The sequence below is a fragment of the Rhizobium sp. SRI_017 genome, from assembly GCF_057586295.1.
In genome coordinates this window covers 1-16,172 of the sequence record NZ_JBYCZP010000004.1, presented here as the reverse complement: position 1 = coordinate 16,172, position 16,172 = coordinate 1, and the positions used below count along the sequence as shown (strand labels likewise).

At 61.4% G+C, this 16,172-nt stretch carries 15 protein-coding genes and 1 tRNA gene; 14 read left to right on the top strand and 2 right to left on the bottom strand.

The annotated features are described in order from the left end of the window. Positions 1-81 precede the first annotated feature (81 nt). The 6 genes from AC2YI2_RS10260 to AC2YI2_RS10235 all read left to right on the top strand — a co-directional run bounded on the left by AC2YI2_RS10260 (position 82) and on the right by AC2YI2_RS10235 (position 4,119). The gene (locus AC2YI2_RS10260) at positions 82-348 is read left to right on the top strand and encodes a hypothetical protein (RefSeq protein WP_487386379.1); all 267 of its coding nucleotides are present in this window, start codon (positions 82-84) and stop codon (positions 346-348) included. 39 nt (positions 349-387) lie between these two features. Next, complete coding sequence (locus tag AC2YI2_RS10255; protein ID WP_487386378.1) at positions 388-519, top strand: hypothetical protein; 132 nt, start codon at positions 388-390, stop codon at positions 517-519. A 96-nt stretch (positions 520-615) separates the two neighbouring features. After that, the gene (gene speB, locus AC2YI2_RS10250; protein ID WP_487386377.1) at positions 616-1,569 is read left to right on the top strand and encodes an agmatinase; all 954 of its coding nucleotides are present in this window, start codon (positions 616-618) and stop codon (positions 1,567-1,569) included. A gap of 194 nt (positions 1,570-1,763) precedes the next feature. Next, complete coding sequence (gene argC / locus AC2YI2_RS10245; protein WP_487386376.1) at positions 1,764-2,696, top strand: N-acetyl-gamma-glutamyl-phosphate reductase; 933 nt, start codon at positions 1,764-1,766, stop codon at positions 2,694-2,696. Between the two features lie 3 nt (positions 2,697-2,699). Further along, complete coding sequence (locus AC2YI2_RS10240; protein ID WP_487386375.1) at positions 2,700-3,542, top strand: aminoglycoside phosphotransferase family protein; 843 nt, start codon at positions 2,700-2,702, stop codon at positions 3,540-3,542. Between the two features lie 100 nt (positions 3,543-3,642). Then, positions 3,643-4,119 carry a hypothetical protein gene (locus tag AC2YI2_RS10235; RefSeq protein WP_487386374.1) on the top strand — a complete coding sequence of 159 codons (477 nt, stop codon included), beginning with the start codon at positions 3,643-3,645 and terminating at the stop codon, positions 4,117-4,119. On the opposite strand, the gene AC2YI2_RS10230 is transcribed toward AC2YI2_RS10235, so the two are convergent. Then, positions 4,120-5,223, bottom strand: a complete 1,104-nt coding sequence (locus AC2YI2_RS10230; protein ID WP_487386373.1) for a COX15/CtaA family protein — start codon at positions 5,221-5,223, stop codon at positions 4,120-4,122. A 78-nt stretch (positions 5,224-5,301) separates the two neighbouring features. Between AC2YI2_RS10230 and AC2YI2_RS10225 the strand changes: the two genes are divergently transcribed. Together AC2YI2_RS10225 and AC2YI2_RS10220 are read left to right on the top strand one after the other, a co-directional pair. Further along, complete coding sequence (locus AC2YI2_RS10225; protein ID WP_487386372.1) at positions 5,302-5,511, top strand: DUF2842 domain-containing protein; 210 nt, start codon at positions 5,302-5,304, stop codon at positions 5,509-5,511. Positions 5,512-5,735: 224 nt separating this feature from the next. Next, positions 5,736-6,920: a GNAT family N-acetyltransferase gene (locus AC2YI2_RS10220; RefSeq protein ID WP_487386371.1), complete on the top strand. Its 1,185-nt coding sequence runs from the start codon at positions 5,736-5,738 to the stop codon at positions 6,918-6,920. A 3-nt stretch (positions 6,921-6,923) separates the two neighbouring features. Here AC2YI2_RS10220 and AC2YI2_RS10215 read toward each other — a convergent pair whose 3' ends face one another. Beyond that, on the bottom strand, positions 6,924-9,161 hold the full coding sequence (locus AC2YI2_RS10215) for a GumC family protein (RefSeq protein ID WP_487386370.1): 2,238 nt from the start codon (positions 9,159-9,161) through the stop codon (positions 6,924-6,926). A gap of 256 nt (positions 9,162-9,417) precedes the next feature. On the opposite strand from AC2YI2_RS10215, the gene AC2YI2_RS10210 reads away from it, so the two are divergent. The 6 genes from AC2YI2_RS10210 (at position 9,418) to AC2YI2_RS10185 (ending at position 15,492) form a co-directional block, all read left to right on the top strand. Next, positions 9,418-9,996: a polysaccharide biosynthesis/export family protein gene (locus tag AC2YI2_RS10210; protein WP_487386369.1), complete on the top strand. Its 579-nt coding sequence runs from the start codon at positions 9,418-9,420 to the stop codon at positions 9,994-9,996. 12 nt (positions 9,997-10,008) lie between these two features. After that, positions 10,009-11,148, top strand: a complete 1,140-nt coding sequence (locus AC2YI2_RS10205) for a glycosyltransferase (protein WP_487386368.1) — start codon at positions 10,009-10,011, stop codon at positions 11,146-11,148. Between the two features lie 106 nt (positions 11,149-11,254). Further along, positions 11,255-12,826 (top strand): undecaprenyl-phosphate glucose phosphotransferase, encoded by a 1,572-nt coding sequence (locus tag AC2YI2_RS10200; RefSeq protein ID WP_487386367.1) that lies wholly within the window; start codon positions 11,255-11,257, stop codon positions 12,824-12,826. Continuing rightward, complete coding sequence (locus AC2YI2_RS10195) at positions 12,823-14,070, top strand: O-antigen ligase family protein (RefSeq protein WP_487386366.1); 1,248 nt, start codon at positions 12,823-12,825, stop codon at positions 14,068-14,070. The genes AC2YI2_RS10200 and AC2YI2_RS10195 overlap by 4 nt, the downstream gene beginning before the upstream one ends. After that, on the top strand, positions 14,067-15,221 hold the full coding sequence (locus AC2YI2_RS10190; RefSeq protein ID WP_487386365.1) for a glycosyltransferase family 4 protein: 1,155 nt from the start codon (positions 14,067-14,069) through the stop codon (positions 15,219-15,221). The genes AC2YI2_RS10195 and AC2YI2_RS10190 overlap by 4 nt, the downstream gene beginning before the upstream one ends. Positions 15,222-15,418: 197 nt before the next feature. Next, positions 15,419-15,492: transfer RNA gene (locus AC2YI2_RS10185), tRNA-Pro, on the top strand. The last annotated feature ends 680 nt before the right edge of the window (positions 15,493-16,172 follow it).

The following is a 16,172-nucleotide window of genomic DNA, read 5'->3' as shown; positions in this document are numbered from 1 at the left end:
TCTTCCCTCCCCTTGGTTGAAGCCCTTGACCTTGCTATCCTATCTTTAACCGGATTCTCCGCCCGTCCCTGGAAGATCAAGGTGAAGCCACAGTCGAAGTCTGTCCATTTTCCAGAGAACCTTGCCTGGGTCATGACCCAGGGCAACAACCTGAACAATATCCTGGCTGGCAGTGTCGGCGACAACGCGATTTCAGGCCGCGACGTCTTCGACCTGCTCGTAGGCGCGGAAGGCAGGGATATGCTGACAGGCGGCGGCGACAGCGACAGTTTCTCCTTTGCCAAGAAGAGCGGCGTGGACACGATCACCGACTTCAGCCTCGGCGAAGACGACATTCAGATCAAGTAGATTGCTGGCATAAGCGATTTCGGCGACGTCCAGAACCGTATGTCGAGCGTGGACTTCGACAAGGATGGCGACCTCGACACCGTGATCAATCTCGGCGACGGAGACCGAATTCGCCTGACCGATATCGCCAAGGATGACCTCCAGATGAGCGACTTCAACATCTTCACCTGACAGATAGCCGACAGCCCTCTATCCCGATCGCAGAGCTTGACCAATCCCTTGGGCGGGGCGAGATTGCGGACCTTTCGCCCTTGCCCGAGTTCGATCATGCCCTCACGCACTACCGACAACGCCTTCACGGCCCGCTCCCTCAAGGGAGCCGCGACCGACCCGACCTACGCCGGCGCGCTTTCCTTTATGCGTCGGAAATACACCAAGAATCTCAGGGACGTAGATGCAGTGGTCTGGGGCATCCCCTTCGATGCCGCCGTCTCGAATCGCCCCGGCACTCGCTTCGGGCCGCGCGCGATCCGCGAGGCATCGGCGATCTTCGACAACGATCCGCAATATCCCTTTCATCGTGACCTGTTCGCTAACTTTGCCGTCATCGACCATGGCGATTGCCTGTTCGACTACGGCGACCACCCGAAGATCCCCGGCGCGATCGAGCGGGAAGCCGCCAAGATCCTGAAATCCGGCGCCTTCCTGCTGACACTTGGCGGCGATCACTATGTCACCTGGCCGGTGCTCAAGGCTCATGCCGCTGCCCACGGGCCGCTTGCCCTTGTCCATTTCGACGCGCATCAGGATACCTGGTTCGACGACGGCCGCCGCATCGATCATGGCTCCTTCGTCGGCCGTGCCGCGCGTGACGGCGTGATCGATGTGAGCCATTCGATCCAGATCGGCATCCGCACCCATGCGCCCGATGATTGCGGCATCCGCATGCTTTACGGCCACGAGGTCGAGGACACGAGCGCCGGCGCCATCGCCGAGACCATTCTCGCCCATGTCGGCGACCGGCCATGCTATGTCACCTTCGACATCGATTGCCTCGACCCGGCCTATGCACCCGGGACGGGCACACCGGTGGCTGGCGGCCCCTCCTCTTCGAAAATGCTGTCGGTCATCCAGCGGCTGGGCGCGCTGGATATTCGCGGCGGTGACGTGGTCGAAGTCTCGCCACCCTACGACCATGCCAACATCACCGCGATAGCCGGCGCGACAGTTGCGATGTATCTCCTGGCGCTCCGCGGAGAGAAGGTTGCGGGCGGGCGCTGAGAAATTGATTCATCCACCTGCGGTGTCGATTCATGTCCGCGCGGCAAGAGTTTGAAATCGCCGGGAATTCTCGGCATTGAGGTGCGGACGGCAGGGCTGGCGAAACGGGCTCTCGTCCTGCGTCCATGTTGCGTTATCGTCACCGCCGGCCTATATGCTCGCGACATCAAAGGCTGAGAGACGGACAGCGGACCATGAAACCCAAGATCTTCATCGACGGCGAACACGGAACCACGGGATTGCAGATCCGCACCCGCATGGCCGACCGCAGCGATGTCGAACTCCTCTCGATCCCGGAAGCCGAGCGCCGCAACGCCGCGCTCCGCGAAGACATGCTGAATTCAGCGGACATTGCCATCCTCTGCCTGCCGGATGATGCATCGAAGGAAGCTGTCGCGATGACGGCGGCCAACAACAATGTCCGCATCATTGATACGTCCACCGCCTTCCGGGTGCATCCGGATTGGGCCTATGGTTTTGCCGAGATGGACCCGGGCCAGGACGACAAGATCCGCTCGGCGCGCTACGTCGCCAATCCCGGCTGCTATCCGACAGGCGCCATCGGCCTCGTCCGGCCGCTCAGGATGGCGGGTATCCTGCCAGAATCCTACATGATCACGGTCAATGCCGTGTCGGGTTACACCGGCGGCGGCAAGCAGATGATCGCCCAGATGGAAGATCCTGCGAATCCCGATCATATAGACGCACCCCACTTCCTCTACGGCCTGCCGCTCAAGCACAAGCATGTGCCCGAGATGAAGCTGCATGGCATGCTCGAGCGTTCGCCGATCTTCTCGCCTTCGGTCGGCAAGTTCCCGCAAGGCATGATCGTGCAGGTGCCGCTGTTCATCGACCATCTCGCATCGGGTTCGACCCTCGAGACCGTGCACAAGGCGCTGGTCGACCACTATGCCGGCCAGGATATCGTCGAGGTCGTGCCGCTTGAAGTCTCGGCCAAACTGCCGCGCGTCAATGCGGTCGAGCTCGCCGGCAAGGACACGATGAAGCTCTACGTGTTCGGCACGCCGGGTGGAGAACAGATCAATCTCGTGGCCCTGCTCGACAATCTCGGCAAGGGTGCGTCCGGGGCCGCTGTCCAGAACATGGACCTGATGCTCTCGGCCTGATCGATGCCCGACATCGCGGAGGCCACCGAGCGCTGGCATCTTGCCAGTGTAACGCCGATTGCCGATACACCAGGTAGCCTTGTCTACCGGGCGCGACAGCCGGATGGTCGGCCGGTCATTGCCAAGATTCTCAAGCCGCGCGGCATGGGCGAGATCACCGGAATGGATTATCTCGCCTGGCGGGACGGCCACGGCGCAGTCAAGCTTCTCGCGCGCGACGCCAATGCCTGCCTTCTGGAGGATGCCGGCACGCGGACGCTCGAAGATGTCCGCCTGTCCGATGGCGAGGCGGCTGCGACCGAGATCTTTGGCAACCTGCTCAGAAAACTGCGCACCCCTTCCAAACACCGATTTCCCAACGGCCTCGTGCCGCTCGACCAGCACTTTGCCGCGCTCCTTGGCGAGCGGCCGAACATGCCAGGAGCACACGCACCGAACATCGCCTGGGCCGCGGACATGGCCCGCAACCTGCTTCTGCATCAGGCGGATGTCATTCCCTTGCACGGCGATCTCCACCACGACAACATACTGTTCGATGGCCTCGGCCAATGGCGTGCCATCGACCCACACGGACTGATCGGCGATCCGGTCTATGATGCTGCGAACTTCTTCGGCAATCCGCTCGGACGGCCCGATATTACCTGTGATGAAGCCCGCATCCGCCTGCTCGCCGGCCGCCTGACGCCGGCGCTTGGCTGCAGCAAGGACAAGGTACTGCGCTACGCCGCAGCGCATGCTGGGCTCTCCGCCTGCTGGTCCATCGACGATCCCGTCTCCACGGACGATCTACGCGACGCCGAGCACAGGCTGATGTTTCTCGCCACCGTGCGCGCAATGATCGGGTGAAACCGGATTGGCATTGACCCTCGCCTGGCGGGAAGCAATAAACGGGCAGCGCGGAACGTTTGGGAAGCACCGGCACCGCGCCGGCCTACCAGGAGTCCGCATGTTCAACAGAATACTGATCCTCGCCGCGCTCTCGCTTGCCGCCCTTCCCGCCCATGCCGACCAGACGGCCTTCTACGGAAAGTGGAAGATATCAGGTGCTATCACGGCGCCGTGGGAGGATCCCGCCCGTCCGATAGTCACCGACGACGTCGGACGCTACAGCGGCCAGGTCGTCGAGATCGCGAAAGGCACAATCTCCGGACCAGATCTGCTGGGCTGCGGCAAGACCGAATATTCCGTCGAAGCCCTGCCCTATGCCGGCCTGTTCGAGGGCGGCTTGGGCGTCGACCCGAAGGATCCCGGCGGGAAGTATGACGAAGCCAAGGCGAAGAGGCTCGCAGAGGGTCTTGGCTACACGGCCGAGCCGGTAGAGACCCTGTTTCAAGGTTGCTCCGAGATCAGCCTGCACCGGATGAATGACAAGACCCTGCAGTTTGGGCTCGACAACCGCATTTTCACGCTCGAGAAGCAGTGATCAGTTTCTGACCGTCACATCGGTCGGCCGCGCATATTCGCCGTGAAAACCACGCCAGTGGGCGACGCTGAAGCCGAGCAGCACCAGCGCCAGCCCCTGGTGGGTCAGCGCAACATCGGTTGGCACCGCCATCAGCAGCGTCGCGATGCCAACTGCCGCCTGGACACAGACAAGCAGGAAGAAAACTACGCCGCGATTGGCATGGGTCGTACCACGATGGTTGACGAGCAACATGATCATCTGGATCAGCGCGAGCGTCAGCAGAAGGTAGGCATTCATCCGGTGCAGCCACTGTACGGCCTTGGCATTCTCGAAGGCGTTGAGCCAGATCGGCTGCATCGCCGTCAGACCATCGGGCACGATCGCGCCATCCATCAGCGGCCATGTATTGTAGGCAAGTCCCGCATCCATGCCCGCAACCAGCGCGCCGAGATAGATCTGGAGCAGCACGACCAGCGTCACGAGCGCGGCAAAGCGAGTGGCGGTCGTGCCCGGTATCGGCTGGCTGGAATGCGGACAGAGCGCACGCCAGACCCATGTCGTGGACGCAAAGATCAGGCAGGCGACGGTCAGATGCACCGCAAGCCGGTACTGGCTGACATCGACGCGTTCGGCGAGACCGGAGGCCACCATCCACCAACCGATCGCGCCCTGAAGGCCGCCCAGCACGAGGATGCCGAAAAGCGGCCAGCGCAGACGGTGCTCCAGCCGACCCGTCACCCAGAAGAAGGCGAGCGGCAGCGCGAAAATGACCCCGATCGAACGGGCGATCATGCGATGCGCCCATTCCCACCAGAAGATCCGCTTGAACTCACCCAGCGTCATACCCTTGTTGACCTGCTCATATTCCGGAATCTTCTGGTAGAGCGTGAACTCCTCCTCCCATTCCGCTTCCGTGAGCGGCGGGATCGCGCCATGGATCGGCTTCCATTCGGTGATCGAGAGCCCGGAATCGGTGAGCCTGGTAGCGCCCCCGACGAGCACGAGGGCAAAGAGCGCGAAGAGGACGACCAGCAGCCAGCCCCGCACCATGCGGCGATTCCGATCGATCCGGTCAATTTCCTTGTAAATCCGGGCCTCGACTTGTATTGCGCTCTCAGCCATGGCGGGCTCCTTTCGGCCTGATGCTCTCTCATGAGCCCTGCCCGACTGGCAAGATGAAAACGTGGGATGTGAGACAATATGCCCGACACGCTGCGCAGGATCATCGGCACCGTACTTCTGGTCGTGCTCGTCCTTCTTTATGCGCTGCTGGCCGTGACGATCGCATCAGCCACGCTCGGCACATCGCCCTGGTATATCCACCTCGCCTATTTCTTCTTCACGGGCTTCCTCTGGATCCTACCCGCCATGTTGATCATCAAGTGGATGCACAGGCCAGCACGCAAGTAACCTCGCGTTAACCAGCCGCCACCAAATAGCTGATCACGAAGCCGTGAGTTAAGTTTTCATCCGCGCATTTGCCGCTAAGGTTCGCCCGGACGTTGGTCATAACAGCCTCTTTCGCCGGGGAGCATGGTGCCGTGCACGCAGGGCAGATAAATTTTCAGACCATGGGCTTGCCAGAAGAGCGCCCGGCATATGATCTAGACTTCCTCACCGCGGATCCCCCTCGCATGGCCGGAAACATCTCAGTTTCGATCCACGACCGGATGCAACCGCTGGAGGCCGAGTGGCGCGCGCTCGAAGCGCTGAACCTCAATTCCCTGCACCAGGGCTATGACTGGTGCCGCGCCTGGATCGCGCAATATCACCGCCCGCTGATCGTCGTCGAAGGCCGCATGAATGGCGAACTCGCCTTCATCCTGCCGCTCGAACGCGTCAAGGGCCGGATGTTCACCAGCGCCCAGTTCATCGGCGCGGAACATTCCAACCTCAATACCGGCCTGATGACCGAGGTTTTCCTCAAGGCCGCGACCCCGGAGATGATGGCAGCGGTGGGCGCACAGATCCGCGCCGCCGTCTCCGGCGTCGACTTCGTGCTTCTGACCAACATCCCGCACGTGTGGCGCGGCGCGCGGATGCCCTTTGCCATGTTGCCCGCGGTGGAGAACCAGAACCACGCGTTTGCGCTTACCATGAAGCAGGACTTCGTCGCGACGCTCGCGCAGCTCAGCGCCAAGCGGCGCCGCAAGAAGTTCGGCTCCAGCCATCGCAAACTCGAATCCATGGGCGGCTATGAGCATGTCGTGGCCTCGACGACGGAGGAGAAGAACCACTTTCTCGATCTGTTCTTCGAGCAGAAGGGCCAGCGGCTGATCGAGCTCGACCTGCCCAACGTCTTCGCCTGCCCCAAGACCCGCCATTTCCTCCACAGCTTGGCTCAGCAGCCGCAGAGCGACGATCGCTTCGCGCTCCGCCTCCATGCGCTGCGGATGAAGGATGGCGAGTTCGCGGGCGAGGTCCCCGCCATTGCCGGCCTGTCGCGCAAGGGCGACCATCTGATCGTGCAGTTCTGTACCATCGGCAGCGGCCCGCTCACCCATGCGGCGCCGGGCGAACTGCTCTTCCACCTGATGGTGGAGGGCTATAATACGCAGAATGTGAGCTTCTTCGACTTCGGCATCGGCGATATGCCCTTCAAGCGCGCCTGGACCAATGTCGAGACCGTGCAGGTCAATGTCACGCTTCCGGTCACCCAGCTCGGCCGTCTCGCCGCGATGAAGGAAGAGACGACGACGCGTCTCAAGGCCATGATCAAGCAGAACCCGGCGGTCTATTCCTTCCTCCAACGCATCCGTGCCCGCGTGCACAATGCACCGCTCGATAGGGCCGGAGAGGCTGACCGTGACGAGGATTGAGGCCTACGCCGCCTTGGAACGACCCGAATTCGGCGGAACTGGCTTGTTATTGCCGAACAGCAGCACGACATCGTCGTAACCAGCACCGATGAAGGCATTGGCGGCGGACTCGATCTCCTCGTGCGACGCATCAGCGGCCGAGAGGACAATTTCGGCCTGACCACTGCGAGCCAGGCGCTTGACACCTTCCACATTGGCCGGACCGCATTCGACGATCACGATATCGTAGGCGTTGGCGAGCGAATCCACGATCATGCCGAGACGGTCTGCGGCGCGCATGGCGCGTTTCGCATTGGCATTGCCGTGCGGCAGGACATGGGCATCCGACAGTCGGTCGCCATGGATCGTGTCGGCAATTGCGGCCTCGCCACAGAGCAGGTCAGTAATGCCTGGCTGGCTGATATGCTCGGCCATCAGTCGCGTCGGCAGTGCCGAGCCGGTCATGTCGATCAGGATCGTCTTGCGGCCCATCTCCGCGACGGTGCGCGCGAGAATGACGGTCGAGGTCGAGCCGATATCGCCCGACAGCGACACGGCGATCGCCACATTGACATCAGTGTCGATCAGGTGGCGCGCCACGGCATTGACCGAAAATTCGTCGTCGATGAAGTCGTCGGCGGCCGCTTCCATGGTCTCGTCGAGCTTTGAAGTGTCGAGTTCCAGCGAGAGCAGGCTTGCCGCCTTGGTCTTCGGCTTCTCTTCCATAGCCGCTACGGGTTCTTCGACGGGGACTGCTTCTTCGTCCTGGGCAACGACCGGTTCAGGCTTTGCCTTGGCGGGCGCCACAACGGCGCGGGTCGGCGGCGCTTCGACGATCTCCTCGTCGTCCATCTCAGGCTCGGAATAGCGGATCGCGCGGCCGGAGAAGAGTTCCGAAAGCATCACGAAGACGGAGCTCAGGATGAAGCCGGCGAGTGCCGCGACGATCGTGATCGGCAGCACCTTCGGAAAATAGGGCTCGGACGGAACACGCGCGTTGGAGATGACGCGGCCATCGGCTGGTGTCGCATTCATGTCCTGCCGGGAGACGGCTTCGCGATAACGCGCGAGATAGGTTTCGAGCAGCTGCCGTTGGGCCGCGGCTTCGCGTTCCAGCGCCTTGAGACCGACCTGGCGCTCTTCGGTGACTGCCGTATCGGCCTTCAGGTTGTCCAACTGCCCGATCAGTTGCTTTTCACGGTCGCGGGAGACGCTCGCCTCGCTTTCGAGGCTTGCGAGCACCTTCCTCGTCTCGCGACGGATCTGCTCACTGATTCCTATTAGTTGCGAGCGCAAGCTCTTGAGCCGGGGATGGCCATCGAGCAGCGAGGTCGTGAGGTCGGCGATCTGGCGCTCGATATTCGACTGCGTCTCCTTGAGGCGCTGGATCATCGGGGACGCGACAACCTCGGCGATGGAGTCGCCATTGCGTCCGGCCTTCAACGCAGCGCGCACACTCTGCGCCCTCGCCTCGGCATTGGCGCGCTCGCCGCGGACCCGGGCGAGTTCGAGCGAGATATCGTTGAGCTGCGTCTCGGCAAACGTATTGAGCTCTCCGGTCTTGTAGATGTCGGAAGAGGAGCGGTATTCGGCAACCTTGGCCTCGGCGTCCTTCACCTTCTCGCGAAGATTGGCGATTTCGGGCTCGAGCCACTTGGCCGTATCATTGGTCGTGTCGAGCTTGGCGCCCGATTGCAGTGCGAGATAGATCTTGGCCATCTCGGTCGGTACCCGGGCCGCGAGCTTGGGATCTTTCGACGAGAACTGGATCGCGATCACGCGCGACTTCTCGACCTGGTAGACCTGCAGCTTCTTGTAGAACTCCTTGAGCACTCGCTCTTCGGGCGGCGCGTCCAGCGGGTTCTTCATCAGGCGCGTCAGCACCATGATGCTGGTCAGCGGATCGGGGTTGGCACTCGGGTCGAATTCCGCGACATCGCTGAGTTTCAGCTCCTTGGCGACCTGCTTGATCAGGTCGTTCGACTGCAGGAGTGCCACCTGAGACGTGATGCCGGCCTCATCGAGAATCGGCTCGGGCGTCATCTGCTGGTTCTGTTGGCTGTTCAGCGACGGATTACGCGTCTCGATGAGGATGCGCGTTTCCGCCTGGTAGCGTGGCGAGATGACGGTGGAAATGCCGAAGGCAGCGCCGCCCATGACGACAGTCGACAGCAGCACGAGCAGACGCCGACGCCAGATCGCGCCAACAAGCCCGCCGAGGTCAATATCCGCATCCTGATCGCTGTATCGTCTGTCCGACATGCGTACCACTCCATACAAATCGCCCGCCAAAGCTAAACAGACAAGGTAAGAGAAGCGTTAATGGCGGCGGTTGCACCTCGATTGTTGTGCGCCCCCGCGTAATTTTCTTCCATGGATGTCAGCGCTTTACTGGCTGTTAACCTTAATCGATCGATAACAGCCGTATGAATTCGGCCGTGCGCCCTGTCTGCGCTGTTAACGGTCGCGACACCTGGAGTCATGGCGCCTCGCGCCGGAACCGCGGAGACTGACGAGAATGGTTACCGCCCAGAGACGGCACCGCCTTTCGATCGCCCTGATGCTGGCGGTGACCGCGGCCGTTTCCTCCTGCTCATCCTACCGCCCTGCCCCCAAGGCTTTCCACGAAGCGACGATCCAGCCATACCGGGTCGACTCTGGCGACCGGCTGCGCATCACTGTCTTCGACCAGAAAGATCTGACCAACACCTATTCCGTAGACCAGGCCGGCTATGTCGCCTTCCCGCTGATCGGCTCGGTGCCTGCGCGCGGCCGGACGATCCAGGAACTGGAGGGCCAGATCGCCGTGCAGCTCCAGAAGGGTTATCTGCGCAATCCTGACGTCTCGATCGAGGTCGACCGTTACCGCTCGATCTTCGTCATGGGCGAAGTTGGCCAGCCTGGCCAGTATGCCTATGTCCCCGGCATGACCATTCAGAACGCCATCGCGCTTGCCGGCGGCTACACGCCGCGTGCTCTACAGGCCAATGCCGACGTCACCCGCAAGATCAACGGAGAAATCCTCACCGGCCGCGTCCTGATCTCTAATCCGGTCCTCGCCGGCGACACCATATATATCCGCGAACGCCTGTTCTGATTTGGAAGATCGATGACGGATGAGCCGCCATTACGCATACTCCATTGCTTCAGGTCACCGGTCGGCGGCATCTTTCGTCACGTCCGCGATCTCGCCATCGAGCAGAGTCGCGCAGGCCACGACGTCGGCATTCTCTGCGACTCCTCGACGGGAGGCGCACATGAGGACCGGCTCTTTGCAACCATCATGCCCTATCTTTCGCTCGGACTTTCGCGTCTGCCGATCGACCGTTCGATCACACCGCGCGACATTCCGGCATTCTGGAGAAGTTTCAAAGAAATCAGGGAGTTGCGACCCGACATTCTGCACGGTCATGGCGCCAAGGGTGGCGCAATGGCACGGCTTGCCGGTTCGCTTCTGCGGGTAAACAGGTATAGCGTATCCCGCTTTTATTCGCCGCATGGTGGCAGCCTGCACTTCGACCGCTCGCGCTGGAGCGGCTGGCTCGTGTTCAAGCTCGAACGGCTGCAGGAATGGTTCACCGACGGCATGGTCTTCGTCTGCGACTTCGAGCGCCGGACCTATGCCGAAAAGGTCGGCAAACCGTTCCGCCGGCACGAAGTGGTCTATAACGGCGTCGGCGAGGGCGATTTCGAGATCGTTCCCGAAACGCCCGATGCCGTGCATTTTCTCTATGTCGGCATGCTGCGCGACCTCAAGGGTCCCGACATATTCGTCGATGCCTTCGCCAAGACCGAGCGGCTGCTCAAGCGGCCGCTTTCGGCCATGATGATCGGCGACGGCCCGCAGAAGCAGAAATATCTCGACATGATGACCGTGCGCGGCCTTGGCCGCCGTATCACCATGCTGCCGGCGATGAACATCCGCGAAGCCTTCGCACGATCACAAAATGTTGTAGTGCCCTCCCGCGCGGAATCCATGCCCTACATTGTGCTCGAAGCCATTGCTGCGGGAAGGACCGTGATTGCCTCCGATGTCGGGGGCATTTCGGAGGTCCTCGGCAAGGGTAGTGCCGCCCTCGTGCCGCCCGGCGACAGCGACGCGCTTGCCCGCGTAATGGCTGATTCCATTACGATTTCCGATTGGAAGAATACCAATATGCCCGAGCGCGAAGGCTTCCATGCCGTCTTCAGCTCCAAAACCATGGCGTCGCGCGTCACCGCCCTCTACCAGGAAGTCCGCGGCAAATAGAATCCTACCGACAGGTTCGATTCCGGGACAGCTGCCTTCCCTAGCGTAAGCGTTTCTTAGTGCCTTTGCTCTACCGTGCCGGGAAACCAGTATCGAGTATCCGGGTATGAATCAGGCAGAAAAGAACGATGACGAGTTCGACGTGGAGCGCCTGCGCAAGCAAGTCTCCGAGATCCGAACCATCACGACCGAGGAAACGTCAGCGGGCAAACGCCCCAGCCAGCCGGCCGAACTCAACGACTTCGCCAAGCGTGTCGCTGAACAGTTTCGCGACGAGAAATTCTCGCCGGCGATGATGACAGGCCTTTTCCGCCTCGTCGATTTCCTGATGCTCTTTGCCATCGGCAGCGTGATCAGCTTCGGCTATGTGCAGGAAGACCGGGTGATGCCGATCTACACGCTGACGGTCGCCGCCGGCGCCGCGCTCAGCGTCCTTTTCGTACAGCTCGCCGATTGCTATCAGTTGCAGGTGCTGAGGGCGCCCAGGCTGAGCCTCGGCCGTCTGGTCGGCGCCTGGACTCTCTCCTTCGCCGTCATGGCCATGGCGCTGTTCTTCATGAAGGTCGGCGGCACCTATTCCCGCGTCTGGTTCGCAGGCTGGTTCCTGGCCGGCGCCTCCTATCTGGTGGGCGAGCGCTATATCGTCGCCTGGGCACTGAAGCGCTGGCTGCGCAACGGCATTCTGGAGCGTCGCGCCGTGATCGTCTGCGGTGGCAATCCTGCCCGCGAATTGATCCGTAATCTCGAGAGCCAGCCCGACAACGACATTCGTATCCTCGGCGTTTTCGACGACCGGCTCGACCGCCGTTCGCCCGACCTGATCGCCGGCTATCCCAAACTGGGCAATGTCACCGAACTCGTCGAGTTTGTCCGCGCCGCCCGCGTGGACATGCTGATCATCTCGCTGCCGCTGACGGCCGAGAAACGCATCCTCGATCTGCTCCGCAAGCTCTGGATCCTGCCCGTCGACATCCGCCTTGCCGCGCATGCCAACAATTTGAAGTTCCGGCCGCGCGCCTATTCCCACATCGGCAAGGTTCCGATGCTCGATGTCTTTGACAAGCCGATCAGCGACTGGGACTCCGTCGCCAAGCGGATATTCGACATCTTCTTTGCGAGCCTTGCCATCCTCTGCCTGTGGCCAGTCATGCTCGGTGCAGCACTCGCGGTGAAGCTGACCTCGAAGGGTCCTGTTCTCTTCAAGCAGAAGCGGCACGGCTTCAACAACGAGACCATCATGGTCTACAAGTTCCGCTCGATGTACACCGACATGGCCGACATCACGGCTGCCAAGGCGGTCACAAAGGGCGATCCGCGGGTGACCCCGGTCGGCCGTTTCCTGCGCAAATCTTCGATCGACGAGTTGCCTCAGCTTTTCAACGTTCTGACGGGCGGCCTTTCCCTCGTCGGTCCGCGCCCCCATGCCGTGCTCGCCCAGACCCATGACCGCGTCTATGCCGACGTCGTCGAAGGCTATTTCGCCCGCCACCGCGTCAAGCCCGGTGTCACTGGCTGGGCGCAGATCAACGGTTGGCGCGGTGAGATCGACTCCGACGAGAAGATCCGTTTCCGTACCGCCTATGACCTCTATTACATCGAAAACTGGTCGCTCTGGTTCGATCTCAAGATCCTGTTCCTGACGCCGATCCGACTTCTCAACACGGAAAACGCCTATTGAGCGCGACCCTGGCGACAGCGGCGGCGGGCTATCAGCCGAAGCGCATGGCTTTGCGCTTCGCCGGCTCCGGCCTTGTCGCCTTTGGCGTCTTCCTCTCGGGCTTCGTCATCGCGGAACCTGCACCCTACGAACTGATGATGGCTTTCCTGATCGCCGTCTGGTTCATCCTGGGCCTGCCGATCTCGCGGACCACAGGCGTTCTTCTCGCCTTCATGCTCACCTTCATGGCTGGTGGCTTCCTGTCGATCACGCAGATGGCGGCGATCGCGGACGCACCGATCTACATGGGCGTCTCGCTCTTCCTGGCCCTGTCGGCCGTGTTCTATTCGGCGATCATCGAGGACGACTGGAACCGGCTGCGGCTGATTTTCAATGCCTGGACGGCGGCGGCCGTGATCACCGCGCTGCTCGGCATCGCCGGCTATTTCAATCTTTTCCCCGGCTCCGAGGCCTTCACGCTTTATGATCGTGCCAAGGGCGCGTTCCAGGATCCGAATGTGTTCGGGCCTTTCCTCATTGCGCCGGCGCTCTACCTCATTCATGCGATGCTGACGGGCAAGGTGGCGACCTTCCCGATCAAGGCTCTATCGCTCGCCATCATCACGATCGGCGTACTGCTGTCCTTCTCGCGCGCCGCCTGGGCGCTCTTCCTGTTCTCCGCCATGATGATGGTGCTGATCATGTTCATCAAGGAACGCTCGGGCGCGTTCCGGCTGAAGGTTCTCGGGCTCGCGCTCGGCGGCTTGATCTTCGCGGTGCTGGCGATCGTGATCGCACTACAGATCCCGCAGGTCTCCGATCTGCTCACCAGCCGCACGTCGCTTACGCAAGACTATGACAGTGGCCATCTCGGCCGCTTCGATCGCCACAAACTCGGCTTCCTTGCCGCCATGAGCCAGCCGTTGGGCATTGGCCCGATGGTGTTTTCCACCATCTATCCCGAGGACGAACACAATATCTGGCTGAAATCCCTGACCAGCTATGGCTGGCTCGGCTTCGTCGCCTATGTCGGCCTGGTCTGGACGACAATCTGGTACGGCTTCCGCTATCTGCTCCGCGACCGCCCCTGGCAGCCCTATCTCATGGTCGGCTGGATCACGCTTTGCGGCCATGAACTGATCGGCAACGTCATCGACACCGACCACTGGCGCCACCATTTCATGCTCTTCGGCATCGTCTGGGGCTGCATCGCGCTCGAGCATGCCTATCAGCGCACGCGGGCGCGCAAGGCCCGTCCCACATGACGTCAGACACCGCCAGCCGGCTGCTCAACATCCTGCAAGTCCTGGAGCCGAGCGGCGGCGGGTCAGGCCGTCATTTCATCGATCTCTGCGGCGAACTCGCTAAGCGTGGCCATAAGGTGACCGCGATCTATTCGCCACGCCGGGCCGAACAACGTTTCGTCGAGGAACTGACCGCGCTGCCGCTCAATGCCGTGCTGCCGGTGTCGATGCACCGCTCCCCCTCCCCCTCCGACTTCAAGGCATGGCGCGAAATCAACGCGATCATTCGCAAGCATGGCCCCTTCGATATCGTCCATGGACATAGCTCGAAGGCTGGCGCCCTGACCCGGCTCCGGCTGCCCGGCTCCGGTGCCCGGCGCATCTACACGCCGCATGCCTTCCGCACGATGGATCCGAATCTCGGCAAGGGCGGACGCCTGATCTATGGGCTGATCGAGGGCTTCTTCGGCCGATATCTCTCGGACGCCGTCATTTGCGTCTCCGATGACGAGCACCGCCACGCCGCCGAAACCCTCAAGATACCCGAACGCCTGCTTTCGACCGTGATCAACGGCGCAGCAACGCCGCCCTGGGGCGACCGGGACGCGGTGCGCGCGCGGCTCGGCCTCCGCCCCGACAGCTTCGCCTTCGGCTTCGTCGGCCGGTTGTCACCGCAAAAGGCGCCGGAGCGCCTGATCGAAGCCTTCCGCCGTATAGCGGCCGAACGTCCGGACGCCGAACTCGCCATCATCGGGTTCGGGGAACTGGAGGAAGACGTCAAGATCCAGATCCTCGAAGCCCATCTCTCCGACCGTATCCATCTCGGCTCCGAGGTACCCGGCGCCGAAGCGATGCAGGCCTTCGACGCGCTGATCATGCCGAGCCGCTACGAGGCCATGTCCTATGTGATGCTGGAAGCGGCAGCAGCGGGTCTTCCCATGGTCCTCTCGGATGTGGGCGGCGCCTCGACGGTCGTGGAAAGCGGCATCAACGGCCTGATCGTCCCCAATTCCGACGATCCCGCAGAACTCGCCGAGGCAATGCGCACGATCTCTTCGCAGGAGCGGCACCAGGCAATGAAGACCGCCGCGGCGCTCAGGACCAACCGGTTCACCCTGGAGCGGATGGTGCAGGAGACGGAAGCGGTTTATCGAAGAGCCATTCGCGGCTAAGGCCACACAACATCCTGCGGCTAAACGAAAATTCCGCTTGCATCGTCTGGCCGGAGCGTCTATCCGGTGCAGGCCCTAATCGGGCACGGCCGGAGTGTGGCGCAGCCTGGTAGCGCACTTGACTGCGGGTCAAGGGGTCGTGGGTTCGTTATACGAAGTCATGACATGTGTTCACCGCCGACCGAAGAAGCGTCATACGGAGTGTAGCGCAGCCTGGTAGCGCACTTGACTGGGGGTCAAGGGGTCGTGGGTTCGAATCCCGCCACTCCGACGTTTTTCTGATCTGGAACAACTACTTAGCATAACCGGCAGGTCTTCCGGATCGACGGCGAAGCGTAAACTAGTCATTTCAGAGGCAATTGTTGCTTAGACTGATGGCTATGCTAGAACAATCTCCTTTCAAACCTCTCAAATTCTGTTCAATCCGGTGACAATCTCGGTGTTTTGATGCAGAGCGCAGCCTTGTGCTGAACAAGAATCAGTGAAATGAACAACTTTAAGACCAGGGCTCAATTCGACGTCAGGCGAATTGCAAGCATAGAGGATCCGCGTTAGCGGATACCGCTTAGAAGATAAGGCTGAGGTGGCGTAGCCTACTTCGAAGCCGCATCAGCCTTATCGTCCGATCTTAACAAAAAAAGACGGTCGACAGGCCGACCGTTTCCGGCGTGCCGGAACGAACCCGGTCGTGAGGACGGGCCTCGGTGGCTCTACTTCCCGCTAAACTTGTCACTGCCCTGCCTGGCCAGCAATCGATCAAGCTGTCCCCTGTCCGAGGAGAGCGTCTTCTCCAGCTCGTGGATTTTGATGCCCGCTTCGGCCAGTTGGGTTGCAATCCTATGGAACGCAAATTTTGCATCGACGGCCTCCTGCTTAATACCAACCGTTATTGATCAGAACCCTTGTGCCCATTGGTGTCGGCCAATTGACATGATCTTCCATGGCCGCTCC